This window comes from Aeoliella sp., assembly GCF_965227375.1.
GTDB lineage: Bacteria > Planctomycetota > Planctomycetia > Pirellulales > Lacipirellulaceae > Aeoliella.
In genome coordinates this window covers 1,374,558-1,398,149 of sequence record NZ_CBDDFX010000001.1, presented here as the reverse complement: position 1 = coordinate 1,398,149, position 23,592 = coordinate 1,374,558, and the positions used below count along the sequence as shown (strand labels likewise).

Annotated in this window: 24 protein-coding genes; 16 read left to right on the top strand and 8 right to left on the bottom strand. The window is 59.6% G+C overall.

The window, feature by feature from the left end; genetic code table 11:
- Positions 1–330: 330 nt before the first annotated feature.
- Entirely contained in the window at positions 331–1,335 is a 1,005-nt protein-coding gene (locus ACQK2L_RS05840; RefSeq protein ID WP_425395994.1) for a hypothetical protein, read from the bottom strand.
- 266 nt (positions 1,336–1,601) lie between these two features.
- On the opposite strand from ACQK2L_RS05840, the gene ACQK2L_RS05835 reads away from it, so the two are divergent.
- Complete coding sequence (locus ACQK2L_RS05835) at positions 1,602–2,375, top strand: hypothetical protein (RefSeq protein WP_425395993.1); 774 nt, start codon at positions 1,602–1,604, stop codon at positions 2,373–2,375.
- Between the two features lie 214 nt (positions 2,376–2,589).
- Here the strand turns inward: ACQK2L_RS05835 and ACQK2L_RS05830 are convergent, their stop codons facing one another.
- The gene (locus ACQK2L_RS05830; protein WP_425395992.1) at positions 2,590–3,510 is read right to left on the bottom strand and encodes a FliM/FliN family flagellar motor switch protein; all 921 of its coding nucleotides are present in this window, start codon (positions 3,508–3,510) and stop codon (positions 2,590–2,592) included.
- A 279-nt stretch (positions 3,511–3,789) separates the two neighbouring features.
- On the opposite strand from ACQK2L_RS05830, the gene nadA reads away from it, so the two are divergent.
- Complete coding sequence (gene nadA, locus ACQK2L_RS05825) at positions 3,790–4,920, top strand: quinolinate synthase NadA (RefSeq protein ID WP_425395991.1); 1,131 nt, start codon at positions 3,790–3,792, stop codon at positions 4,918–4,920.
- A 71-nt stretch (positions 4,921–4,991) separates the two neighbouring features.
- Positions 4,992–5,390: a hypothetical protein gene (locus ACQK2L_RS05820; RefSeq protein WP_425395990.1), complete on the top strand. Its 399-nt coding sequence runs from the start codon at positions 4,992–4,994 to the stop codon at positions 5,388–5,390.
- A 131-nt stretch (positions 5,391–5,521) separates the two neighbouring features.
- Here ACQK2L_RS05820 and ACQK2L_RS05815 read toward each other — a convergent pair whose 3' ends face one another.
- The 3 genes from ACQK2L_RS05815 to ACQK2L_RS05805 form a co-directional block, all read right to left on the bottom strand.
- Positions 5,522–6,076 carry an aspartyl/asparaginyl beta-hydroxylase domain-containing protein gene (locus ACQK2L_RS05815; RefSeq protein ID WP_425395989.1) on the bottom strand — a complete coding sequence of 185 codons (555 nt, stop codon included), beginning with the start codon at positions 6,074–6,076 and terminating at the stop codon, positions 5,522–5,524.
- A gap of 83 nt (positions 6,077–6,159) precedes the next feature.
- Entirely contained in the window at positions 6,160–6,552 is a 393-nt protein-coding gene (locus ACQK2L_RS05810; RefSeq protein WP_425395988.1) for a hypothetical protein, read from the bottom strand.
- A 204-nt stretch (positions 6,553–6,756) separates the two neighbouring features.
- Positions 6,757–7,284, bottom strand: a complete 528-nt coding sequence (locus tag ACQK2L_RS05805) for a hypothetical protein (protein WP_425395987.1) — start codon at positions 7,282–7,284, stop codon at positions 6,757–6,759.
- A gap of 295 nt (positions 7,285–7,579) precedes the next feature.
- Between ACQK2L_RS05805 and ACQK2L_RS05800 the strand changes: the two genes are divergently transcribed.
- Positions 7,580–8,263, top strand: coding sequence for a PEP-CTERM sorting domain-containing protein (locus tag ACQK2L_RS05800; RefSeq protein WP_425395986.1), 684 nt, complete (start codon positions 7,580–7,582; stop codon positions 8,261–8,263).
- Between the two features lie 194 nt (positions 8,264–8,457).
- Positions 8,458–10,089: a LamG-like jellyroll fold domain-containing protein gene (locus tag ACQK2L_RS05795; protein ID WP_425395985.1), complete on the top strand. Its 1,632-nt coding sequence runs from the start codon at positions 8,458–8,460 to the stop codon at positions 10,087–10,089.
- A 414-nt stretch (positions 10,090–10,503) separates the two neighbouring features.
- Here the strand turns inward: ACQK2L_RS05795 and ACQK2L_RS05790 are convergent, their stop codons facing one another.
- Positions 10,504–11,514 (bottom strand): hypothetical protein, encoded by a 1,011-nt coding sequence (locus tag ACQK2L_RS05790; protein WP_425395984.1) that lies wholly within the window; start codon positions 11,512–11,514, stop codon positions 10,504–10,506.
- Positions 11,515–12,279: 765 nt separating this feature from the next.
- On the opposite strand from ACQK2L_RS05790, the gene ACQK2L_RS05785 reads away from it, so the two are divergent.
- The 4 genes from ACQK2L_RS05785 to ACQK2L_RS05770 all read left to right on the top strand — a co-directional run bounded on the left by ACQK2L_RS05785 (position 12,280) and on the right by ACQK2L_RS05770 (position 17,165).
- Positions 12,280–13,329, top strand: a complete 1,050-nt coding sequence (locus ACQK2L_RS05785) for a hypothetical protein (protein WP_425395983.1) — start codon at positions 12,280–12,282, stop codon at positions 13,327–13,329.
- Between the two features lie 75 nt (positions 13,330–13,404).
- Complete coding sequence (locus ACQK2L_RS05780; protein WP_425395982.1) at positions 13,405–14,700, top strand: hypothetical protein; 1,296 nt, start codon at positions 13,405–13,407, stop codon at positions 14,698–14,700.
- Complete coding sequence (locus tag ACQK2L_RS05775; RefSeq protein ID WP_425395981.1) at positions 14,697–15,896, top strand: hypothetical protein; 1,200 nt, start codon at positions 14,697–14,699, stop codon at positions 15,894–15,896. The genes ACQK2L_RS05780 and ACQK2L_RS05775 overlap by 4 nt, the downstream gene beginning before the upstream one ends.
- Positions 15,897–15,962: 66 nt before the next feature.
- Complete coding sequence (locus tag ACQK2L_RS05770) at positions 15,963–17,165, top strand: hypothetical protein (protein ID WP_425395980.1); 1,203 nt, start codon at positions 15,963–15,965, stop codon at positions 17,163–17,165.
- A 22-nt stretch (positions 17,166–17,187) separates the two neighbouring features.
- Here the strand turns inward: ACQK2L_RS05770 and ACQK2L_RS05765 are convergent, their stop codons facing one another.
- Positions 17,188–17,481, bottom strand: coding sequence for a hypothetical protein (locus ACQK2L_RS05765; protein WP_425395979.1), 294 nt, complete (start codon positions 17,479–17,481; stop codon positions 17,188–17,190).
- Positions 17,482–17,504: 23 nt separating this feature from the next.
- Positions 17,505–18,056, bottom strand: coding sequence for a DUF1697 domain-containing protein (locus ACQK2L_RS05760; protein ID WP_425395978.1), 552 nt, complete (start codon positions 18,054–18,056; stop codon positions 17,505–17,507).
- Between the two features lie 122 nt (positions 18,057–18,178).
- On the opposite strand from ACQK2L_RS05760, the gene infC reads away from it, so the two are divergent.
- The 7 genes from infC to ACQK2L_RS05725 all read left to right on the top strand — a co-directional run bounded on the left by infC (position 18,179) and on the right by ACQK2L_RS05725 (position 23,385).
- Positions 18,179–18,745, top strand: coding sequence for a translation initiation factor IF-3 (gene infC, locus ACQK2L_RS05755; RefSeq protein WP_425397421.1), 567 nt, complete (start codon positions 18,179–18,181; stop codon positions 18,743–18,745).
- A 114-nt stretch (positions 18,746–18,859) separates the two neighbouring features.
- A complete protein-coding gene (gene smpB, locus ACQK2L_RS05750) occupies positions 18,860–19,363 on the top strand; it encodes an SsrA-binding protein SmpB (RefSeq protein ID WP_425395977.1) in 504 nt (167 codons plus the stop codon).
- Positions 19,364–19,750: 387 nt separating this feature from the next.
- Positions 19,751–20,242 carry a response regulator gene (locus tag ACQK2L_RS05745; RefSeq protein ID WP_425395976.1) on the top strand — a complete coding sequence of 164 codons (492 nt, stop codon included), beginning with the start codon at positions 19,751–19,753 and terminating at the stop codon, positions 20,240–20,242.
- A gap of 118 nt (positions 20,243–20,360) precedes the next feature.
- Positions 20,361–20,567 carry a hypothetical protein gene (locus ACQK2L_RS05740; protein ID WP_425395975.1) on the top strand — a complete coding sequence of 69 codons (207 nt, stop codon included), beginning with the start codon at positions 20,361–20,363 and terminating at the stop codon, positions 20,565–20,567.
- A 99-nt stretch (positions 20,568–20,666) separates the two neighbouring features.
- The gene (locus ACQK2L_RS05735) at positions 20,667–21,581 is read left to right on the top strand and encodes a PEP-CTERM sorting domain-containing protein (RefSeq protein ID WP_425395974.1); all 915 of its coding nucleotides are present in this window, start codon (positions 20,667–20,669) and stop codon (positions 21,579–21,581) included.
- A 117-nt stretch (positions 21,582–21,698) separates the two neighbouring features.
- Positions 21,699–22,451 carry a PEP-CTERM sorting domain-containing protein gene (locus tag ACQK2L_RS05730; protein WP_425395973.1) on the top strand — a complete coding sequence of 251 codons (753 nt, stop codon included), beginning with the start codon at positions 21,699–21,701 and terminating at the stop codon, positions 22,449–22,451.
- A 121-nt stretch (positions 22,452–22,572) separates the two neighbouring features.
- Positions 22,573–23,385: a PEP-CTERM sorting domain-containing protein gene (locus tag ACQK2L_RS05725; protein ID WP_425395972.1), complete on the top strand. Its 813-nt coding sequence runs from the start codon at positions 22,573–22,575 to the stop codon at positions 23,383–23,385.
- Positions 23,386–23,592 lie beyond the last annotated feature (207 nt).

Here is a 23,592-nt window from a genome sequence, read left to right as displayed (position 1 = left end):
CATTTGCGTTCGTTCAAGGGTCACCGCAAGCATGCCCGATATTTGTGGATGTCGTCGGAAACGAGCCCCTGGCAACGGTCCCACGACACCCCGCGTTCGAGCGTCAAATGCCGGCCCGGACTGTTTCGAGTCAAGGATTGGCTCGACTGGTTTTGACGCGACCCTGTGAAGATCCCCCCACGCCAAAGCTCGCCTCAAGTTGACTCCCCGGTACGAGCGGACCGGCCACCAAGGCTCTCCGCGACCCACCCTTACCGAACACCGGGGGAACGGCCGTCGGAAAAACAAGCGGACCTTGGTCGCGCTCGGTTTCCGTCCTCGGCCGAGGATTCAACCCAAGCCAGGCCAAGGGAGGTCTCGCATGAATAGGAGAATAATTCGATGAAATGGAACCTGTTCGGAGCGCTCTTGATGGGCGCCCTCCTTGCGAGCCCCAGCTTTGCCGCGGGCTTGTGTGGTGGTGGCTGTGAGCCATCCTGCGGTTGCGAACCGAGCTGTTGTGCAGAGCCTAGCTGCTGTGCCGACGACTGCTGCGGTTGTGCGACCTCGTGCTGCAAGAAGCCTTGCTTGCTGGAGAAGTTGTTTGGTGGTCTGTGCAACCGTGGTTGCTGCGACTGCTGCGAACCCAGCTGCTGTGCTGAGCCCAGCTGCTGTGCTTCGGATTCGTGCTGTGAGCCTAGCTGCTGTGCCGACGACTGCTGCGGTTGCGCCAGCTCGTGCTGCAAGAAGCGCTGCTGCCTCTTGGACGGCCTGTTCAAGAAGCGTGGTTGCGGTTGCTGCGAGCCCAGCTGCTGTGCAGAGCCTAGCTGCTGTGCTGACGACGCCTGCTGTGGCGACGACTGCTGCGGTTGCGCCAGCTCGTGCTGCTGCAAGAAGAAGTGCTGCCTCTTGGACATGTTCAAGAAGCGTAGCTGCGGATGCTGCGAGCCCACTTGCGGATGCAACGACGGCTGCTGCGAGCCTTCCTGCGGATGCAACGATGGTTGCTGCGAGCCCAGCTGTGGCTGCAACGACGGTTGCTGTGCTGACGACTGCTGCGGATGTGCCAGCTCTTGCTGCTGCAAGAAGAAGTGCTGCATCCTCGACAAGCTCTTCGGCCGCATGAAGTGCAAGGGTTGCTGCGACTGCTGCGAGCCTAGCTGTGGCTGCGAGCCCAGCTGTGGTTGCAACGATGGCTGCTGTGGTGGATGTGCCGACGACTGCTGCGGTGGCTCGGTTGCCCCCGCCCCGGTCGAGATGGACGAAGCTCCGGCCCCTGTCGAAGCTAAGGACGCTCGCTTCCGCCCAGTGCCCCCGCGCCCCATGGCTGACCCCAACGCCGCCATCGGTCGTCAACGTGACGTGGTCCGCACGAGCTTCGTTCGCTAAGACCCCCTCACCTGTGAAGTAAAGGTCTTCCCCCTTTCCAGAACCTGTCTCGAGCTCCTCACCGGCTCGAGGCAGGTTCTTTTCTTTTAGGCATCGGGCGCTAGGATTCAGGGGATCAGGGAATGCTCTTGGTGCTAGCCCCGCAAACCCTCTACACTCCAGACACGTACTTAACTCTCGAAAGAACCACTAGCCGGACCGCCACGCGGTCCGCGATTTTTCAGGGCGACTACATGTTCTCCACGCGCTTCCCGCTGATCTGGGCGCTCTGCCTCGCGGCAGGATGGACCAATGTGTGTCGCGCCGACGAGCCAACCACCGACCCCGCATCGAAGCAAGCGGAAGTCACCTCCACCCAGAAGATGCTGGCCGACACGCTAGCCGGTATTGTTCGCGAGGCGATTCCCCACGAGTACGCCCGCAAGAAAGAGTGGGGACAGACCAAGCGGATCACGGTGGGCGTAACCACCGACGAGCCGCTCTACAAATTCAAACTGCATCGCCGCAAGAGGCACGTCGCCCACGGCACCTGGAAGCAGTACCGGGTGAAGTTCATCGAGCCGGAAGAGAAGCTGCACGTCGCAGTGGAAAACCTGCATAGCCTCGAAGGAGGCGGCGTGGGACTGCGGATGGTGATGGACGCCGAACTCGATGGCTGGGCGCAGATGCGGCATTACAACCGTGGCGTTCACCTGCTGACACTCACCGCCGAAGGCCGCTCGCAGCTCCACCTGGTGGTCGACTGCGAGGTCCGCATGGCGATGACCGAAAAGGGCATGGCCATCGACCCCAAGGTGACCGCCGCGCGGCTCGATGTTCAGGACTTCACACTCGAGCGGTTCGGTGAACTCGAAGGCAAGCTGGCCAAGGAACTGGGCGACGGCCTGAAGTACTTGATGAAGGACCAGCTCGACGGACCCAAACTCACCGCCAAACTGAACCGCGCGATCGACAAGAAACGCGACCGCTTTGTCCTCTCCGCCGCGGACCTGCTGCCGAGTTGGTAAAAACTCCATCGCAGCATCGTGTCATTCCGAAAGGAGGCTCGCCGACTGAGGAATCTCGGTGGCTGGGCCAGGGAACGTCGCCATTTGTGGAGCTGGGACTTCAAAGCCCCCAAGTGCAAAGCTTGTGCGTGCTTCCAACTAGATTTCTCGGTCGTGGAACTCCCGTCGAAATGACAGGACGGGGAGCATTCCTTCGTGATGACACCAGGAACGCTCAGCCTGTGCGCCGCACCGGCCAGAAGTGCTCTTCGGGCATGGTCATCTCTTCGATTTCCAGGCCGAAGTGTTCACCCACCTTCACGGTGGTGCCCCGCGCGATGACGTTGTCGCCGACGGTGAGTTCCAGCGTGTCGTCGCACGCTTTGTCAAAGGTGACCATCGCACCCGGCCCCAGTTCCAAGAGTTCCTGCACCGACATCTTCTTGGTGACCAGCTGCACGGTTACCGGCACCGAGATTTTCAACAGGTGCCGCGCGTAGGGTGGCAGCTCCTCCATCGAGCCAGGTATTCGTCGCGGCGATGGATCTTCGCTGTTCTCTGCTACGTCGTCCGCCGCACTCTCGGCCGCTTCGCCTGCTTCCGCTGTGTTTTCCTCAGCTTCTGGCTCGGATTCTTCCGGCTTCGGTTCGGGCAGCAGCTGCTCGGGCTTTGCGCAGGGCCAGATCAAGCTCAGTTGCACCGGCTCGGAGCCTTCTTCAGTCAGCAGCAGCGGCAGCAGCGTGGCTTCGTCGGCCACTTCGCCATCGGCCAGCGACTTCGAGATGTCTTCCACCCACGACGCGCCGAACTTGCCGGCCATCATCGTGTCGGGCACGACCAGCATCGACAGCTCTTGCGCCAGCGTGTTGATTCTGCCCTCGCCGGTGATGTCCGGCTCTGGCATCCAGTCGCGGGTCAGCCCGGTGGTCTCCGGCAGCACAGCGGCCATGGCCTCGTCGCCGAACTGCATCATCAGCATCAGGCCCGGCCCGGCGAATCCTTCGGGCGGTGCGTCCTTGTCGAACGTCGCCTGCTCGCCAATGGTCACGGTTACTTCCGCTTCGATGCCCCGCTGCAGCGCGCCAGCTAACTCGCCCGCGTTCTCCTCGCAGACGGGCAGCATCTTTTCGACCAGTTCGGGCGTCAGTTCACTCATGCTAGCAGAATCGTGTCGAGTGGCAGGTGGCGAGTGGCAACAACGAAAAGCGAGAAACCGCTCGGCGGCGCTGTTGGCCGATCCGACGGGTGCCACTGCTGGCTTGCCCAGCAGTGCGCAGCGATCCCTACTCCAATTCCCTATCGGCCAAATGTGGCGGTAAACTTTGCGCAATCCCCGCCACCGGCCACCTGGGTGCTAGCGACGCCAGCGCGTATAATGGGGAGCTTCCCCAAACTTCTCCCTGTTCCATCCCTTTGAAGCTCCCATAGTGTGGCCATGCCGACCACCGCCCTCGCGCACGAACTGAAACCGTACAAATCGCTCTCCAACGACGAGCTGCGCCAGCGGATCGTCGCGGTGAAGCAAGAGCTGGGCGATCGACTGCTGATTCTGGGGCACCACTACCAGCAGGATGAAGTGATCGAGATGGCCGATCTGCGGGGCGATAGTTATTTGCTATCGCAGATGGCCGCCGATAGCCAGGATTGCCGCGTGATCGCCTTCTGCGGTGTGCACTTCATGGCCGAGACGGCCGACATCCTGGCCAACCGCCCCGAGAAGCTCACCGAGCGTGGTGGCCAGCGCGTCGAAGTGATCCTGCCCGACATGGCGGCCGGTTGCTCGATGGCCGACATGGCCGCGATCGACCAGATCGAAGACGCCTGGGACGAGCTGGGCGAAGTGCTCGATACCGAGGACATCACGCCAGTCACTTACATCAACTCGGCCGCCAGCCTCAAAGCGTTTGTCGGTCGCCACCGCGGCATCGTCTGCACCAGCAGCAACGCCAAAGCGGCCATGGAGTGGGCGTTCGCCAAAACGTCGCGGGTCATGTTTTTCCCCGACCAGCACCTGGGCCGCAATACGGCTTTGGGTATGAACATCACTAACGACCAGATGCCCGTGTGGGATCCCTACGCCACGGAGCTGGGCGGCAACAGTGAAGCGGCGCTCGAAGCCTCGAAGGTGATCCTCTGGAAAGGCCACTGCAGCGTCCACCAGATGTTCCGCCCCGAACACGTGGCCATGTTCCGCGAGAAGCATCCTGGCATCCGAATCCTGGTGCACCCCGAGTGCCCGCAAGAGGTGTTCGAACTGGCCGACGAGTACGGCTCGACCGGCAAGATCATCAAAACAGTCGAAGCGGCCCCGGCCGGCTCGAAGTGGGCCATCGGCACCGAACTGCACCTGGTGAACCGCCTGAAGCAGGAACATCCCGAACAGGAAATTCACTTCCTCTCGCCAGTGGTCTGCATGTGCGCCACGATGTACCGCATCGACCTCGCGCACCTGGCGTGGAGCCTGGAAAACTACCGCGACGGCACGCCGACCAACTTGATTGAGGTCGACGATGAGACGGCCAAGTGGAGTCTGGTGGCGCTGGAGCGGATGTTGGAGGTGCGGTAAGGGGGAGAGTTGGCTGCGTACAATCGAGGACTGGTTTACCTGTAGTTTCGGCGAATAAGCAGGTGCCTACCGTGGCTTACCGCGAACCAAATCCGTACGAAGCTTCAATCGACAATGCGGAAGCATCGTCGCCCACGCCAGGGAAAAACAATCGACTCGCAATTCTGATCCTGTTGTTCGAATTGCCGGTGGTATTGCTACTTGTCCATGGGGTTGCGTACTTGTTCCACGCGCCAGGTTCAGCGGTTGTTGTCAATGAATACGGGGGGATGCAACCGTTGGCGTTTACGTTCTTTCGGATCCTCTCTACTGGCGGCCTTTTTCTGATACTTGCTTTCGGCTGTTGGCAAGCCGCGAAAGCGCGAGTTAATGCATGGCGATTCGGCCTTTACGTAGGCATCAGTTACGCCATTGCTTCAGTAGCATGGTGGGCGATGATTGGACTGGGTGCCATGATGCGATTCACATGACGTTCTGATGCCGCAGAGCCGAAGTTGGAAGTTCGGGGGCGGGGGTGGGCCGCCTACGCGGGTGAACGATTGAGCCTGTCGAGCAGTTCCCGCACAAGTGATTCGTGTGAGATGCCATGAGTTTGTCAGCGTCATTGAAGCTCCAACCTTGAAACATACGCTCTGACCTCATCGGGAACATTATCGCCCGAGAAGTCTGTGATTCCTGGACGCAAGAAGTCTAACATCAGCGTGCTTCGTGGATGGTCCGATCGGTTCCACGCCTCATGTTCGACCGTATCATCAAATACGAGGCACTTGCCTTCAACCCAGTTCTTCGTTTCCGATCCCACACGAAGGCCACATTCATCAGGAACAATTAGACCTAGATGTAAGCGATAAACACTCTTGGCCCATCCGACGTGCGGCTTGATGTGAGTTTTTGCAGCCAGTCGCGAAAATCCAGCGAGGGAAACACCGGGTATACGCGAAAGGATCTCTGCCGTTTTTGGACAGGCTTGGCAAGCGCGTTTGATCTTTTTTCCCATGGCGAATAACCCATACACACTCCAACCATCGCCGTGCATCTGCCGCTGAACCCATGGATCAAACGCATCGCTTGGGAGACTAACGAGTTCATCGCGAATTGTCTGCCAGTCTGATTCCAGGTCGGCAACAAATGAGAATTTGCTTGGGTCTATGAACATTTAGTTGAAAGCGTGATTGCGGAACTGGGAGTTGAACATCCGTTCGTGGAAACTGACCACCGATCCTTCGTTGCATCCAATGGTTACCTCGTTTGTTTGCGCCACGCCAGAACGTCGTGCCAATCATCGTCGACAGGAGCGAAACCCGCGTAACCGTTTTTCGTCGTTGACGGAATCAGGATCATGCCGCATTCTGCGCACTGGTAGGCCGTTGGCCCGCGCGAGAGTTGTGTTCCTACAAGATCAGAGATGACCGATGCGTCATCCAAGTCGCGTGGATAGCCCTCACCAAAGTACTTGGTCAACCATTCCTCTTTAGTTCCCTTTTGAATCGCGGTCGCAAAGTCGAGCACCCCCTGAACGATCGGTTGGTGAATGTTGTCCCAGTAGCCATCGTCCGGAAGTAGATTGCATTTGTAGGGCAAATTGTCGGTCGAGTCGGAGATCACGTTACCGCAGTCGCAGCGCAATTTCATAATTGAGAATCCGATTCGAACCGCATCTCACGGCGCAAGGGCGACGGGGCAACTTGTTCAAAGGCAATTTCTGCCTATCACCCGTAGGCCGCACATCTACGGCCTAACGCGCAGGCAGTGCTTCGCCGAAAGTTGAATTGTAGCAGTGGCTTGCTTCGAGGTCGCCCTGTTTTCTGCGCAATAGGCTGCCCCCGGCTGTCGAAGCTACCCGTCACCTCCTAGCAGCCACCTGATCATTGCTAGAGTGATTACAATCACGGCTGAGGCAATCAGTCTCAGGAGCAGCGCGTTGGCGTCCTCATCGTCCATTTGGCGGACCTGAAAGAGGCCCACCACAGCGATGAGTGCTAGTACTCCAAAGAGCGCTGCAATCCAGTCCGGTTGTCCATTCGCAACGATGACTGCGGAGAAGCAGACCAACGCGACTATGCAACTTCCAAGCAGCAGAAACAGCGTTGCTTTGATGTATTTGCCGTTGGCACTGGAGTTACCATCCTCCCTGTGCGCTACTTGAGTTGCCTCAAATAGTCGGCTTACTTTGTCGGCGGCGTCTCTGGCGCGTTCATCCCAGTGACGTTCCTCCGATTCCTGCAACTCTCGCCAGATGCGTTCACCAGCCGCGTACGACTCTCTGTTGACCAGAAGCACAATGGAGTCGCAATCCTGCCTTAGATCAGGCACGACCTTACCAAGTTCCAATAGGGCTAAGCGAAGTTGCATTGCGGTTGTCATAGTGGACGTCGCTACTTGCTGAGAGACTTGCTCGGTTGGTGTAAGCTTGATTATCACCAATTGTCGATCGACCACGAGCCCATCCACCCGGGGCTGAGAACGAAGCTCCCTCGGTCACGACGTTCTGGATAAGCAACTCTAGTAGAAACGATGTAATTGCCTGACTAAGTTGGACGACCTCCTTGACACGATTACTTAGGTTGCACCTGGGGTTATCCTCCCCTAAGATGTGAGCAGAGAGGTAGTGAGGTTTCGTCTGGTAGCGGGCTTACCGGTTGCGAGAGGAAGTCGAATCATGAACGCCAAAACAATTCTCTGCGTTGCTCCGATCCTTTTTCTTCTGGTCACACCGGCGAATTCGCAGATAGCCGAACTGCACGTGCGTGTCTCCGAGCCTACTGGTCAGATTACAGACTCAGACGAGATAGAGCTCTACGCGGGATCGCCTGATGTTTTTGGATCTCTTGCTGGTATTGGCGTCCTTACGGATCTTTCAATTAATGGGTCAGATATTCTTTGGGAGTACTACACAATCAATGATCCATACGTCGTTGCTTTAGAGATTCCAGCCGGGGCTTCCGACTCGATTGTAATCGGTCCACTTCCCGCGGGCACGTACAATGTGCACGTGGGTTGGATCGACTACTCGTTTAGGGCGTCCCCTTATGTGTCTGGCATTGGTGCACTGCAATTCACTGTGGCACCTCAGCCCGGAGACTTCAACGCCGATGGCACCGTGAACCTGGCCGACTATAATGTTTGGCGGGATAGCCTGGGCGCAACCGGCCTGGCACCCTATGAACGGGGTGATGCGACAGGCGACGGTAACGTAACCATCGAAGATTACGACGTTTGGAAGTCCCGCTTCGGTCAATCGAGTTCTGGGGCGGCTATCACAGGGAGTGAGGCCGTCCCTGAGCCATCTTCATTGGCCATCTTTGTCGCCGCAATCTGGTTGCTATCGAATCGGCGCCGTTGAGACGACGTAGGCCCATCCGGCACGCTAATTCTGAAAGCGCTCTAAATCGCGGGCAAAAGGCCCTCTGGCAACTCCATTCCGGCTTGGTCGGTGAAAAGGGAGCGACACGCTCGCGCGGGGTGGTTATAGTCGAGGGGTTGGCCATTTGCGGTGCGGCTGCCTCGTTGCAATACCTTAGAACAGAGACGCTCCTTATGAAACTGTTTGCCGGCTATCGTTGTGTCGCTTCGTTGCTTGCCCTGCTGTGGATGACGAGCCTCGCCGGCGCCCAGCCGATCGCGTGGTACAACCTCGACGGCAATGCGCTCGACGCTAGTGGCAACGGGAATCATGGGCTAGTTACCGGTACACTGGCGTTCGACGCCGGGGTGGGTGGATCGCAGGCGCTTAACGTCGACACGTCGGTCACGAACTTTATGGACGCGGCGGCGAGCACCAATCCCGGGTTCATTCCTCGCGCTACGATTGGAGCTTGGGTGCAGGCCGACTCGGTCAGCCAGTTTGCGGCGATCCTGTCGGGCAACAGTGGATCGAGCCAAGACCTCGACCCCGGTCTGTTCATCGACACGACCACCCCGCCTGTAGGCGCGAACTATGCGGCCCGCCAAGGGCGCAATCAACTCAATCCAGCAGAACTGATCTTGCTGCAGGGTGATGCTGCGGTGGCGTCGAGCGACTTTGTGTTCGTTGCCGCCGTGTACGACAATTCGGCGCAAACGGTTCGGCTGCACACTGGAGCGAATGTGGTGAGTGGCAATACGTTGTTCACTTCGACCGCGCTCGACACTACACGTCTCGGCTCGAACCCCAGCCTCGCGTCGAGCAACCAGGCGTTTGATGGCAGCATCGATAACGTGTTCTTTTTTAACGACGCGCTCACCGACGACGAAGTGCAATCGATTCGCACGGGCGGATTCGCGGCGGCTCAGAACGTGGGCGTCCAACCGGGCGAGGTGTGGGGGCTCGACTTCGAGTCCAACAGCGGGCTTGCCTTCACCAATCCGGGCATGGGCAACGGGGACGTCTGGAACGCGGTGGCGCCTCAAAATTTCTCCAGTGGCGGGCCGGTCAGCAATAACCTGGTGGTCGAGAACCTGCTCGACAGCACTGGCGCGGCAACCACGGTCGACTTCCGCATTACAGGCGACGCGGGCACGGGCAACAACGACGGGCAAGGTGGCGTCGCCGGCTTCGTACAAAACGGGCTGCAACAAACGACCTTCTTCGCCGACTGGATGCTATGGAACATCCCCGACGTGCCCGACCGGATTATCGAGTGGGAGTTCACGGGTTTGATCCCGGGCGCCGAATACGACTTCTCCGCCGGCGGAGCGCTTAGCCCCGACTTTATGCGGGTGTTCGACATGCTGGTCGACACCGACGCGGATGGCGACTTCGGCGACGAAACGTCACAGGAAGTCGCCTCCTCGCCGAGTCCGGGTGCGTTCTTCGCCAGTGTGTTTGCCGACGAGAATGGCGTGATCAAAGGCCAAGCCGTCGGCCGCGCCGGCGTCGAGGCTAACTGGACCGCTTCGCAATTGCGGCTGGTGAGCGTGCCGATTCTCGCCGGCGACTACAACAACGACGGTGTCGTGAACCTGGCCGACTACACCGTGTGGCGAAACAACCTCGGCGCCCCGGAGGGAACGCTGGACAACGATCCAAACTCGGGCGCGATCGGCACTCTGCAGTACGACATCTGGAAGGCGAACTTTGGCCAGTCGCTCAGCCCGCTGAGTGCGGCGGCCGCCGCGACCGTGCCCGAGCCCAGCACGCTGCTGCTACTCGGCCTGACCGGCACGCTAACGCTGGTTCGCCGTCGCTAAACGGTGTTCCTCTTTATTCGCCGCTGGTGGTGGTTATTGGACACCACCCGGGGACAATGTGGGGTAGGGAATCGTTGCGCTCGGATTGCGCTTAGGTATAGAGTCCGTGCTGGCAATGTGGGTGTCGGCTGGTGCTGCGGAGCTCGTTCGCGGAGCGAACGGCCACTATCGGGTTTTGCCCCAACGAGAAACATGCGGGGAACAACGCGAGGAGTTTTGTCGCACCCACCGTTTGGTTTGGTCGAGAAAACAAGGGGTTTTTGAAACAGAGGTGGTCCAAAACGCTTGGGGTTTTGGGCCAATGGTTCGTGTTGTGGGTCAAAACCCCGGTTTTGGGCTAGTGGATCGTGTGGTGGGACGAAACAAACGGAAGCGGATGGTCTCCTCCGTCTGGCGACGGAAGCTACGGACGAACTAGAACCAGAATCGCAAGCCGACCATGGGGCCTTGGATTTCGACGTCGCCGATGCGGCGGTAGTCGTAGCCGCCGTAGAGTTCGCAGCGGTTGAGCATCACGCCGGCGGTGCCCGCCATGTGCAGGTGCTCGGCGTCGCCCAGCGTGCCGAGGTCGAGCTCGCCAGAAAACACGAATGGGTCACACGGAGCGAAGTCGGCCTTGAGCGTGAAGTTGATGCCGAAGTCGGTGTCGTAGCGATCGCCGAACCACGCGGCGCCCAAACCGGCGCGGAGCAGCGCTTGATCGGATTCGGCGAAGCGGTACAGCACGTCGATCTCGCCGACGTGCACTTCGTCGTGCCCGCCGCCGGGCAAGTCTTCGCTGTAGGAGTCCCAATCGAAATCGAGACCAAAGCCGCCTTCACCTTCAATCATGAAACTGAGCCCGGTGCGATCGATGGCGTCGAAGTCGCTGCCGCCTTCGACCTGGACTCGCCCCGAGAAAGTGTTCCAACAGTCAGGAGTCGTGGTGATCATGAAACCCTCCGCGCCCATGGCATACGGATAGGGTGCGAGGTGCTGGCAAAATTGTTGGCTGAGCGTGGGACCGACCGAGTCGACATAGACCGGTGCGGGATCGACGACCGTGGGCTGCGTGACGTAGACCGGCTCTTCGACCACGTACGTTTCCACGACCGGCGGAGGAGAACAAGTATGGAAACTGAAGAAGCCCGCGGGGCCGCAACTCGGCGCGAAGCGTGGCGGCCGGTGATAGTGCCCTCCACCGCCGCCACCGTGGTGGTGATGATCGTCGTCGCGGCGACGGGATTCGCGGCGACTATCACTTCGGACGGCTTTGCGAGCTTTGCTCAGGCTGCCGCTGGGGCGATCGTCGTCGTCATCGTCGTGCGACTTCGACTTGGGAGCCTCGCGGCGAACCTGCTTGCGGGCGCGGGACAGGGTGCCGGCCGTAGCAGTGGAGCCAGTGACAACAAGGCAAACCAGACAGAGGGCAACCGTGGCACGCATGCTAGCAATCCGTTGCTAAAGGAAGGTGGGCGACTGCCAAGCTGTATTGGCAAGCACTGTGCCAAGATTTCGACTGATGAGCGCAACATGAACCGCTACAGCAACTTAGCAACCGAAGCAGCAACCGAGGGTGCAGTGAGAATCGTCGTCAATCCGACGGCGCGAGCTCCCAAACTTGCAACAATCGGTGGCGATCTGGCGACCGCGCAGCAGAGAGCGTCCAACAGCAGTGTTGAGTGGCGGCGAGCTAGCAGCGAGGGCAGATGGCCCGATTCCGCTCGCGAAGGCAGTCCTTCGCCCAAAGAGATTACTTCTTGCGGTGGCGAATCTTCGCACGCATACGTCGCTTTTTGCGACCCAACTTGCGACGACCCTTACCCGACTTCTTCGTACCCAAGCTTGGACTCCCGTAATTTGGAGATGAAATGAATGGTGAACCCTGGATTGTACACGCGCCGCGTAACCACCTGCAAGTGTGTAACTCTGGCAAACAAAGGCGCGCCGAAGCCGGATTTAAGGCTGGAGGTGGTTGGTTTGCACTAGCCAAACCTTGGTACGCGGCTCGCCGCACGACTCCGCCGCAGTACAGCTCTCTAGGGGGGTATGGGAAAGTGCTATTGTCCGATTCTGGAACGTGGAGACATAATTTGACCACTCGACAGGCGTGCTATCCCGCAAAATCGAAGCAAGACGCCCCGCAGGGATCCCACCGCACGCACCCCGCATTCCGTGCAAGTTATACTCTATCCAGGGAGGGATTGAGTGATGACCCAGATGTGTTCCATTCCGCACAGCGTGCTGGCCATCGTGCTAGTCGGCACATTCGCCTCGCAAGGCACCGCACAGTCGGTGCCTACGGTTACCGGTTCGCTCCACCAATTAGTGGGCGAGTTGACGGGCCGCGAGTACTTCTTGCGACACCCGCAAAAGGACCCCCGGCCGTACATCGAGCCGTCGTTCGCTCTCACGACGCTCTACCGTGCGAGTCGGCACATCGCCGGCGGCAACGTCGACGAGGCCGCCCGCCTGGCCAAGCAGGTCGACTGCGAAGTGGTTCGCTTCGTGGACAAAGACACCAAACAGGACTACGTGCTGCTGCGCGAGGACCTGGATACGCTCACCGAGCCGCGCGGTTGGGGCTCGTACCTGTACAACCCCCGTGGAGAGGTATCCGCCCTGGTCGAGGCCCCGCACCCGATCGACGATTCGAACAGTGCGAAGGTCGCCAGCATGGTGTTCGCCGAAGGAGCCAAGGGGCTGCTCTTGGCCGGCGCGCAGCGCGACAAGGCCGACGTGCCCGACCTGGTCGACTCGGTATTTCATCAGGTGCACGTCGCCTGGACCGAGGCCATGGGCCGCGTGGCCGTGTGGCAGATCCATGGCTTCGCGCTGGAGAAGCATCCCTTCCCCCGCAACGCCAAGGCGATTCTGTCGACCGGCGGGGGCGACGTGATCGACGAGATTGTGGAGCTCAACGACCGCTTTACCGACCGCGGCCTCGACAGCTATGCATTCAATCGCTTGAAGCCCACCAACGACCTGAACAAGTGGGTCAATCAGGGCACACCGGGACTGAGGTTCTCGTCGCTGGCAGCGACCAAGAACGAGCAGGGCAAGCACCTGCGCAGCGTGGGTGGCACGTTCGTGCACGTGGAACTCGAACGCTCGGTGCGCGGCGACGTCGACCAGCGCCGCGTTGCGGCCGAAGCCATCGCCGAGGCGATGCGAGGATCGGCCGACAGGAAAGCGGCCAGCGAAGACGAGAAGCCGCCGAAGCGAACCACCCAGCGCCCTCGACGCAGCCCCCGCGCGTAGCGCAAAACTTGCCTCGAGGTCCACAACCCGCGAGAATGACTCCAAGTGTCACTTCCCACTTGGAGGGTCGGGGTCGTGGGTCGAGTTCTCACCTTGCTGGGTCGCTTGAAGCGCTGCCACTTGTTTACGTGGTTGGTCGTGCTGCTCGCCAGTGTGGTGATGACCCTGCTTATCGTGCCATCGGGGTACGAACGATCGCTGGTCGCCCAGTTCCGCACCACGAAGCCAAACGCTGGTTGGTGGGAACGCCAACAACAGGCGGTGTACGACGAAGCTCAGGCGGTGATCACCGATCACTGGAACAACCCGCCGGAAGGAAAGTCGCGCGGCAGGTGGGTGGGAGTGTTTCCGGTTCTCTGGCAGCACGGTTGGCCGATGCCGTATCTGGTTCGCGCGCAGCCGGCTCCCATAATGGGTGGCTATCACAACATGCGTTCCGAGCCACTGCTGGTGCTCGGCCGCCGGGTCGAGATGTGCAACGGCCAACCATCGCGGTTCGTTTCCTGGAGCAACTACGACAACTGGCCGCTGGAGAGCGCCGCGTGGCGTGTGCATCCCGTGGGCCTAGTGGTCGATGGCGCCGTGTGGTTCTCGGTGGTCGCTGGCCTGGGATGGCTCACCCAGTGGTGGCTCGGCAGTCGCGGTGGTTTGCTGCGGTTTCGGCTGATCGACCTCTTGGGCGCGCTGACCGCCGTGGCGATCGGCCTTGCCTGGTGGGGCTACCACACTCGCGTGCATCGACTGGAAGACCGAGTGAACGACCACTTCGTCACGCAGAAGAACAAAAAGGGTCTTCGCTCCGGCAGCGCGTATGTCGGTCCCGACTGGATAGCAAAACTGGTGGGCGACGACGCCTACGCGCAGCACTTCAGCCACGTGACTTGGGCCAGGTACACGTTTCGGATCTCGTGGCGGGAAGACATCGAGCGGATCGTCGAGCTTCCGTATTTGAAGAAACTGGGACTACACGGCGAAGTACCTTTCGAAGCCGTGGGCTTGCTGGAGTCGCTTGATCGACTGGACAATATGAACCTCGAACTCACTGCGCCGCAACAACCAAAGACGGTCGACCACCGCGAAGAGTTGCTACGCCCCGAGGTGCTGCACGAACTTGGCCGACTCCGCTTGCGCGAGCTCCGCCTGGTGTCGCCGTCGATCCTGGCCGAAGACATCGATCGCCTACTGGCAGCGAGCCACCTGGAGAAGCTCACTTTGAGTAACATTTCCATGACACTCACCGAACTCGACGCACTGAAGCAGCGTTACCCGGAAGTCAGATTCCTGGTTCGCTGGCCTGTGGGCGACAAGGAGCCACCCGACGACATCGAAGAGCGGATTGCAGAAATCAAGCAGGAGCGAGCGGAACAGTGAGTCGAATCCGGTCAGCGCTGGCGAGACTGCGACGACTCCATCCACTTTCGTGGATCGTAGTCGTACTTACGGGCGTGGTGATGACGCTGATTATCGTGCCGGCGGGGTATCAGCGGGAGTACTTCGACTACACCGAGCCTTCGCGAACCTGGTGGGACGAACAGTGCCGTGCAGTGTACGAGGAGTCACAGCCGACGCCGATCAGGAAGGCGCGCGTGATCAACGGAGTCTATCAATGGGATCCATGGAGCAACCCAACCATCAAGCAACACGGATGGCCCAGGCCGTTTCTTGTGCGTTCAATCCCCACCAAGCCCGAATTGGAGCCGTATCCTCCGATACCCCGGGAAGAACAACTCAGTCGCGTTTCCTGGACCCGCGCATCAAACTGGCCTTTGCAAGCTACTGCCTGGCGTATTCACCCTGGTAACCTGTTGTTGTGCATCGGGGTTTGGGTTGGCGTGGTTTGCGGCGCCGGAGCGGTGACGGAGTGGTGGGTTCGCCGCCGGGGCGGGCTGTGGCGGTTTCGTTTGATCGACCTACTCGCTTTAGCAACCGTGGTTGCGCTGGTCGTCGGTTGGTGGTCGCATCACAAGCACGTCAAGCAACTGGAAAACAACATCATTGAACAGGCAGATCGGTCGTTCGACTTCTACCCCGATTACGTCGCGCCCGTGTGGCTGGCTCGGCTGGCGGGCGACGAATCATCCCTACCACACTTCTGGCACATCACCAACGCACTGCACAGGGAGGGCGCATTAGGGAACGAAGAACTCGAATTGATCCTCGGACTGCCGTACGTCAAGGAGCTCAAACTCTACGACCAAGTACCAATGGAGGCACTCGATCACTTGGCGACGCGAGAACTGGAAGAGCTTTCCATTTCAGCTCCCAGTTCCATCGACGCTCCGTTGATTGCCGAGAGGCTCCACAAGTTGGCACACCCAAACTTGAGGAGACTCGATCTGGAACTAACCGATTTGATCGTCGAAGATGTCGAGGGACTACTTAACGCAACCGATCTAGAAGAGCTGCACTTACAGAATCCCATGGTCCGCGTCGCCGAGGTCGACCAACTGCGCGAGCAGCACCCGAATGTGAAAATAGAAGTCTTCTGGAACCTCCAGTTCAAGCACGACAGCGAGCAGGCCGAGGAGGCGATTGTCGAAGCGCGGCTCCGACGGGGATTTGATTAAGTCATCACGGCCACTCAGCGACATCGAAGAGCGGATTGCGAAAACCAAACGGGAACGAGCAGCACAGTGAGTCGAATCACGACAGCACTGACGAGACTCCGACGACTCCATCCACTTTCGTGGATCGTAGTCGTACTTGCAGGCGTGGTGATGACGCTGATTATCGTGCCAGCGGGGTACCAGCGGGAGTACTTTGACCAATTCGGAAGTTCACGCATCTGGTGGGATCGGCAATGCCAGGCAGTGTACGACGAGACGCAGCAGTTGTTTGACGAAAAGCGAGAGAAAGAAAATCGCCGAAACAGTAACGACTCGACCATCCCATCGGGATGGCGCCAGTTTGTGGGTAAATGGATTTTTGTCTACCCAACCATCAAGCAGCATGGTTGGCCAAGGCCCTTCTTGGTTCGGTCGCTGCCTCTGGTCGCGGACGGTGGGATTCCCGTGTACCCAACGTCACCACGACGCATTGAGCCGTTCGAATACGTATCCTGGACCCACGCAGCGAACTGGCCCCTGTTTGCAACCACATGGCGCATCCACCCCGGCAACCTGTTGTTGTGCATCGTGGTTTGGGTGGGCGTGGTTTTTGGCGCCGGCGCGGCGACCGAGTGGTGCGTTCGTAGCCGCGGAGGTCTGTTTCGGTTTCGGTTTCGGCTGGCCGACCTGCTCGCTTTGGCAACCGTGGTTGCGCTGGGAGTAGGTTGGTGGTCGCATCACTCGCGAGCCAAACAGTTGGAAACGCGGATCGTCGAGCGGCTCGGTGTCACCAAGCCAAGGGTCGCCCAGTCGCTTCACTCCGAATACGTCGGCCCTGTGTGGCTCGCCAGGTTGGTGGGAGACGACCGTTCGCTACCAGACCTTTGGCACATCACCCGCGCGGACTACCTCTGGTGGGACGCCTGGAAGGGCGACTTCGAGCAGATAGTCCATTTGCCGTACCTGAGAGATCTCGAAATCACGCAGGTATATAAAGTAGAGTCCGAGTGGTTCAACCAGCTCGACAAACTAGCTGGGTCGAGCTTGCAAGTGCTCCGCTTGTGGCTATCCGGATTGGTTGTCGAAGACGTTCAACGAGTCTTGGACAAGGCCAACATAGAACATCTCGTTCTAGAAAATCCCATGATCCGCGTCGACGAGATAAAACAACTGCGCGAGCAGTACCCGAATGTGGAAATAGAAGTCTCCTGGGCCCTACCTTTCGCGCAAGACAGCCCGGCGGCCGAGGAGGTGATTGCCGAAGCGCGGAGCCGGCGGGGATTTGATTAAGCCATCCTTCACGCCCACTGAGTCAGCGCCGCCATGTTGCGATGACCCACCCGACTAGCGCTCCGATAACACCAGTGATTGGCGCCACGATGAAGACCAAGAACAGGGCGCCAAGTACCGGATTGCCACAGACGGGAGTGCCCGGTGGCTGTGTTGCTACGTAGCACGCGAAGCTGTACCAACCCCACGCGCCCAAAGCGAAAGGAGGCAAACCGCCGATCACCAAGCCAATCAGCGCGGCAGTTCCAATACGTGGCCGGCGTCGCTCGGCGACTACTCCGTGCTCGGGCGAGTCGTAGGGATTTTGTTCCGCCATGGGAGTCTCGTTGGGGATCGTGTTTAGATTTCCGCGAACAACTCCAGCAGCTTCTTGGTCGTGTTGTGGTTGCGGATGGTGAGCTGCTTGTAGAGCGGGTTGGCAGCCAGGCGGGCGTAGGTGGTCCGCGACTGCTGCTGTTTGTCGATCGACCAAAACAGCACGCCGGGCCCGGTGGTGATGGTCTCGATGTCCGACTTCGGCTCGGGCAGTTGTGCTAGCACTCGGCTGGAGGTGAGACGCCCGACTGGAAACAGGGCGTTGTGCTTCCGCTGGGCGTCCTGGCCCCAGTGGTCGTGGGCGGCCGCCAGGGCCGATTTGTACTGGCGGTGCGACAGCACCACGGCCTGGGCGTCGTACTGGAACTGTCGCGACAGGGCCTCCTCGACGCGGGCGGTGAGTTCGCGGACGCCCGAAGTGTCCGCACGAAACAGGATGTTCCCGCTCTGAATGTAGGTCCGCACGGAGGTGAAACCCAAGTTTTCGAAGCACCGCCGCAGGTCATCCTTGGCGAAGAGATTGTTGCCACCGACGTTGATGCCCCGCAGCAGGGCCAGATAGCGAAAACTGGGCATGGGAGGCTCTCGATTGCGGAAAGCAGCGGCAGCTTTGGCCTGGATGGCGGAAACGGCGTCATTCTTGCCGAAAACCGTCCAATTTGTTCACCATCCGTTGACTTACCCAGCGATTATAACCAATACTTTCGTGTCTACCGGCGTGCGCCGGTTCCCCCCTTTTTGTCCCCATAGGAGACGTAGCAATCGAACGCAAGCAGCAACGGATCAACGAACAGATCCGCATCACGCCCATCCGTGTGATTTCGGAGGAAGGAGAACAGCTGGGAATCATTCCCACCGAAGAGGCAATGGACCGCGCCCGCAACGTTGGGCTCGACCTGGTTGAGGTGGCGCCTACGGAGAAGCCGCCCGTTTGCCGCATCATGGACTACGGCAAATTCAAGTACCAGCAAAAGAAGCGGCAGCACAAGAGTCACGCGCACCACAGCAAGAACAAGGAAATCCGCCTGCGACCGAAGATCGGCGAAGCCGACTTCATGACCAAGGTCAATCGGGCGAAGAAGTTCCTGGGCCAGAAAGACAAGGTGATCTTCAGCGTGATCTTCCGTGGCCGCGAGAATGCCCACGTCGACGAGGGCTTCAAGCTTATCGAAAAGCTCACAGCCGAACTGGAACCGGTGAGCAAGCTAGAGCAGCGCCCTGCGATGCACGGTCGCCGCATCGTGGCGATCTTCGCTCCGAAGTAGTGCTCGGCTCCTCCAATCGCTAGAGGCCAATCCACAGCTAAGCCGCGAGCGACCGCTTGCGGCTTTGCTCTTGCGCGACTATCCCCAGCGACCGTTTTTGGTCAAGATAGGGTCATGGCTAAGAATAAGGGTGCCGCGAAGTCGAAGAAAGACGACGCCGAAAAGAACGAAAAGCTCATCGCCAACAACCGCAAGGCGCGGCATGAGTACGAAGTGCTCGACACGCTGGAGTGCGGCATCGTGCTGCAAGGCAGCGAAGTGAAGAGCCTCCGCCAGGGGCGAATGAGCATCGACGAGGCCTACGGCCGTGTCGACCGCGGCGAGGTGTGGCTCATGGGGCTCGATATCCAGGAGTACTCGTTCGCCAACGTGCAGAATCACGACCCGCGGCGGCGGCGCAAGCTGCTGATGCATCGGCGGGAAATCAAGAAGTTCGCCTCGCAAGCGTACGAGAAGAACCTGACGCTGGTGCCGCTGAAAATGTACTTCACCCGCGGCCGCGCCAAGGTGCTGATGGGCATCTGCCGCGGTAAGAAGCAGTACGACAAGCGCGAAACCAAGAAGAAACGCGACGTGCAGCGCGACATCGATCGCGCGATGCGGGCCCGCAACAACTAGCGGCGCTCTTGATTCGACTCTTCTCTCTCAAAGGGTGCCTGGGGTCGAGCTCCGCGAGCCCCCAGGCACCCGATAGACCCTCTTCAACTCTGGGGGAAGGTCCTTCCGGCTATCGCACTAGTACGCGCGTTCGGCTAACCTCAATCCGCCCCAAAACGCCCCCATTCGTCGTGGCGAACCGCCCCGACTCGTAGGGTCTTTTCGCCTCATCCGAAACCGCCCTTAATGAGCGACCGCCGAGGGTGATTTTTTCTTAAGTCCCTTACTCACAAGGGGTTGCACGTGTTGCTTTTTGGCAACTCGGGTGTTTGGCACTGCGGTTGCTTAAAGGCTGATCGTGAATCGAGGTGTTCTCGTTGCACTTTACCACCCGCCGAGGCAATCGACGTGGATCGCGACCAGCTTCACGACTTCAACCCGGCGCAGGATGTCGATCTTCGGCATTCGGCCGTCTACCTGATCGATGGTAAGGCGTCGGACTACACCCGTGTGAAGACCGGGCTCGAAGGCACTTCGATTCGGTTGCAACACTTCGGCACGGCATCCCAGGCACTGCGAATCCCTCCCTACCAGGCGCCGTACTTGTACTTGGTGAACGTGAGTCTCGAGGACATGTCGGGTTTCGACCTGTACTCGATGCTCGTTGAGCGATGGCCACAAGTGCCAGGATACATGATCAGCGACGCGTACAACGCGGAAGACGAGATTCGTGCTCGCTGCGCAGGCTCGACGCTCTACTTTTGCAAGCCACTCGCCGAAGGCTGGCTCGCAGCGGCAATGCGAACCAATGCCCCCCAGCACGTGGCCGAAGAACTCACCCACCCCAACCCCGCCTTGCTGTGGCAACGCGCCGCAGTACCACGGCGAGCAAGCAGGTAACCCTGCCACCCGCCTTGCCAGATTTCGTCTGAAGCTGGCGATCGCTGATAGACCGCACAGAGTTCATCCACTGTATTTCCTTCACCCTGCGTTTGTTACTCGATAGGGAACTACGCTAATGACTACGAACTACACCATCGACGACCTGTACTGCCTGGAAGACACCTGGCAATCTCAGCGGACCGACTCTCTCGGTCACGGCCACGAGGCTTGCATGCCGGTTGGCTCGCAAGGCACACGCCACCGCTCCCGCAAGCGAGCTGCCGTCGGCGCGTCGACCAAGCGACGCGGCCGTCGACGAATCAACAAGTACGAGCGTTGCTAAGTCGCAGCAGCTCCATCACTCGACTCTTCGCGGCACCCTCACCGCGAATCCATAACCACTGTCCTACCTTGCTACCAACTACACGATAGGGGAACGCTAATGTCCACTACAATTACCAACACATCGCGATGCTTCGCGGTTGCGGCATTGATGCTCGCAGCCTGTACGGCAAACGCCGGGAGCTTTACCGACTTCGAGTCGTTCGCGCTTGGCACTGTCAACGGCCAAGGAGGCTGGTCGGCCACCAACCCCAACTGGGACGAAGAGGTCGTCGACCTGGGGGGCAACAAAGCCTGGCGAGTCTCCAACGAGACGACGTCCGGCAGCTTCGGCGATCAGCCATTTGCGCCCAGCTCCGGTGAAATCGCCGGCGAGGCGGGCAGCACCCACGTCGCTTCGGGCAATCCCGCCAGCTTCAACCGCTACATTGCTTCGTTCGACTTCTGGTCGGTCACCGGGGCAGCGCAGCCGGGCCTCGACATTACCGTGAGCCCCGACGACGGCTCGGGCAGTCGCCAGAGCTTCATCAGCATCGAAGACAACGGCGCCGGCATCGACATCGACTTCTACGACTCCGATGCGAATCATCCCGTGTCGAACCCCAACGGTGGCTTCGTACTCACCACGCCGGTCACCGGTTTGTCTTATACCGAAGTGCACAACGTCCGCTTCGACATCCAGTTTGTCGACGGCATCGACATCGATGGCGATGACGGCGAGGTGCACGGCAACGACATTGTCGACCTGTACGTCAACGACGTGCTAGTGCACACCGGCACCACTTGGGAATCGTACTTCTGGACCACCACCGAGGGACAGACTCCGCCAAGTGTGCGTGCGATCGACACCCTGCTGTTCCGGCTTTCGACCAACAACGGGTTCGTGTCGAACGGCGGTGGTTTCTACATCGACAACGTGCGTGTCCAAGGCGTGCCCGAGCCCGGCTCCATCGCCCTGCTGGGTCTGGCTGGCATGTTCGGCTCGGCCGTGTATCTCCGCCGTCGCTGGGCCTGATTTACAAAACCCTATCGGTCGCCGGGGGCCTGAGGGGGCCCCTGGCGACCCCCCTCCCTCCAAGTTTGCTTTCTGTTTCGCTTTAAGATCCTTCCTCCCTTTCCAAGGAATACGCTAATGCTACGCTCTTTCGCACTACTTACGGCTCTTGCGGTTGCTTCCGTCTCCCAGGCTGCCATTACCTACGACGACGATGTAACGCCCGACGTCATCTTCGGCAGCGGCAATCTCAACGGCGGCTACACCATCGATCGCGACAACGGTGTCGAGATCGGCCTTCGCGGCAAGCTGCGGCACAACGCCGCTGGCGCTCCGGAGAACACGTTCAATAGCAACGGCGATGGCACCTACACCTTCAAGTCGGGTGTGGCGCCTACGCAGTCTTACCCCACGGCCGAGTGGTCGTTCGAATGGGCAATCAACACCGACTATGAGGGAACAACCGGTACGAAGCTCGATGACCTCACGTATGAGTTGTCCATCACTGGACCGGGCGTGGCACCGGTGGCCTTCGACCCTATCAACGACATCAACCCCGGCAACGGCATGCTCCTGTGGGATCACTCGATGGGCGACAACTTGACTGGCAACGGTGCGGGTATCGAAGCAGCGGATGCGATCGAATACGCCACGAACATCGCTGACCTGAACGTGGCTCAACAGTCCTGGAAGCCTCATTGGATCGTTCCGGGTTTTAACCCCGAACTCAACGGCGAATACACCATCTCGCTGACCGCTTCGGACTTGCTCGGCCAAGTTGCCAGCAGCACGATCGTCATCAACGCGGTCCCCGAGCCCGGTTCCATCGCCTTGATGGGCTTGGCTGGCCTGTTCGGCTCGGCTGTTTACCTTCGCCGCCGCTGGGCCTAACTGATTATCGGTCGCCGGGGGCCCCGAGGGTGGCCCCTGGCGACATGCTTCCAGTCATTCAGCACCCTCCGCAACCTTGCCTTACTCAAATATCAAACTTCATTCCATAAGGAATTCGCTAATGTCCGCTACACTCACCTCCCTGCTACGTGCCGCTTCGATTCTCTGTCTGCTGGTTGCGACCAGCGCTGCTCAAGCTGGATTCACTTCGTTCGTGATTCGCGAAGGCGGCGGAAGTGCTCCTGACATTCTCCCCAACAGCGACTACGTGCCCAACGCGCTCGAGTTCGTGACTGGCGCCGGTGGTCAGAAGGCGGCTTGGGGCTCCAACGACATCAATGGCCAAACGATCGGTGGCATCTCCAACCTGTCCATCACTCGCCACGATGACACCAGTCGGTTCTCCGCCGGATCGGGTCCCGCCGTGGCGCCGTACTTCAACCTGTGGGTCACCGATGGCGGCGGCAACTACGCGGTGATCGCCAACGAGCCTTCGAATCCGGCTTTTCATTCGCTGTTCGAGACCAATGGCGATGGCAGCAAGTCCTACAACCTGAGCTACGCTGACCTGTCCGACAAAGTGGCCAAGGTTTATGAGACACCCGGCTGGAACACCAACTCGTCGTGGGTACACGCCCTGTTCGGCAGCGATCCGCTGACCTTCGCTGACTTGGCTACCCTCGAGATCGCCCCTCCTCCGGCCTCGTACATCACCAATCCTGCCAATGGCGTAGGCAGTGGTGCTCCGGACGAGCTCGGCACGAACACGGCTTACGGTTTCAACTGGGTGTTCGGCGACACGCTGAGCAACTACGTTTCGGGCGACGAAGGCTACGTCGTGTCCCACCCTGGCGTTCCCGAGCCTTCGTCGGTCATCCTGCTCGGACTGGCTGGCGTGGCTGGTGTGGCCGCCTATCGCCGCCGCCGGGCATAGTATCGCTGGCCACAGCGCACTAGCAACTCACGACCCTAGGAGCTGGCAACCGCTGGTTCCTAGGGTTTTTTATGTATTGATAGTGATCGTGAGGTTTCTCATAGAGCTGTTTCGGACTTCCGAAGAAGAGGCCATTTATGCGGCTTCTTCCACCATTTTTCTTTACAGCAGTTACACGAGCAAGCAGTTTGAAACGTACCGCTGAGC

What these genes read in the sequence shown, in the direction of transcription:
- ACQK2L_RS05835 (WP_425395993.1), top strand. Translation starts at nt 1,602, where the DNA reads ATGTTCTCCACGCGCTTCCCGCTGATCTGGGCGCTCTGCCTCGCGGCA.
- ACQK2L_RS05830 (WP_425395992.1), bottom strand. Translation starts at nt 3,510, where the DNA reads ATGAGTGAACTGACGCCCGAACTGGTCGAAAAGATGCTGCCCGTCTGC.
- nadA (WP_425395991.1), top strand. Translation starts at nt 3,790, where the DNA reads ATGCCGACCACCGCCCTCGCGCACGAACTGAAACCGTACAAATCGCTC.
- ACQK2L_RS05815 (WP_425395989.1), bottom strand. Translation starts at nt 6,076, where the DNA reads ATGTTCATAGACCCAAGCAAATTCTCATTTGTTGCCGACCTGGAATCA.
- ACQK2L_RS05810 (WP_425395988.1), bottom strand. Translation starts at nt 6,552, where the DNA reads ATGAAATTGCGCTGCGACTGCGGTAACGTGATCTCCGACTCGACCGAC.
- ACQK2L_RS05805 (WP_425395987.1), bottom strand. Translation starts at nt 7,284, where the DNA reads ATGACAACCGCAATGCAACTTCGCTTAGCCCTATTGGAACTTGGTAAG.
- ACQK2L_RS05800 (WP_425395986.1), top strand. Translation starts at nt 7,580, where the DNA reads ATGAACGCCAAAACAATTCTCTGCGTTGCTCCGATCCTTTTTCTTCTG.
- ACQK2L_RS05795 (WP_425395985.1), top strand. Translation starts at nt 8,458, where the DNA reads ATGAAACTGTTTGCCGGCTATCGTTGTGTCGCTTCGTTGCTTGCCCTG.
- ACQK2L_RS05790 (WP_425395984.1), bottom strand. Translation starts at nt 11,514, where the DNA reads ATGCGTGCCACGGTTGCCCTCTGTCTGGTTTGCCTTGTTGTCACTGGC.
- ACQK2L_RS05785 (WP_425395983.1), top strand. Translation starts at nt 12,280, where the DNA reads ATGACCCAGATGTGTTCCATTCCGCACAGCGTGCTGGCCATCGTGCTA.
- ACQK2L_RS05765 (WP_425395979.1), bottom strand. Translation starts at nt 17,481, where the DNA reads ATGGCGGAACAAAATCCCTACGACTCGCCCGAGCACGGAGTAGTCGCC.
- ACQK2L_RS05760 (WP_425395978.1), bottom strand. Translation starts at nt 18,056, where the DNA reads ATGCCCAGTTTTCGCTATCTGGCCCTGCTGCGGGGCATCAACGTCGGT.
- smpB (WP_425395977.1), top strand. Translation starts at nt 18,860, where the DNA reads ATGGCTAAGAATAAGGGTGCCGCGAAGTCGAAGAAAGACGACGCCGAA.
- ACQK2L_RS05740 (WP_425395975.1), top strand. Translation starts at nt 20,361, where the DNA reads ATGACTACGAACTACACCATCGACGACCTGTACTGCCTGGAAGACACC.
- ACQK2L_RS05735 (WP_425395974.1), top strand. Translation starts at nt 20,667, where the DNA reads ATGTCCACTACAATTACCAACACATCGCGATGCTTCGCGGTTGCGGCA.
- ACQK2L_RS05730 (WP_425395973.1), top strand. Translation starts at nt 21,699, where the DNA reads ATGCTACGCTCTTTCGCACTACTTACGGCTCTTGCGGTTGCTTCCGTC.
- ACQK2L_RS05725 (WP_425395972.1), top strand. Translation starts at nt 22,573, where the DNA reads ATGTCCGCTACACTCACCTCCCTGCTACGTGCCGCTTCGATTCTCTGT.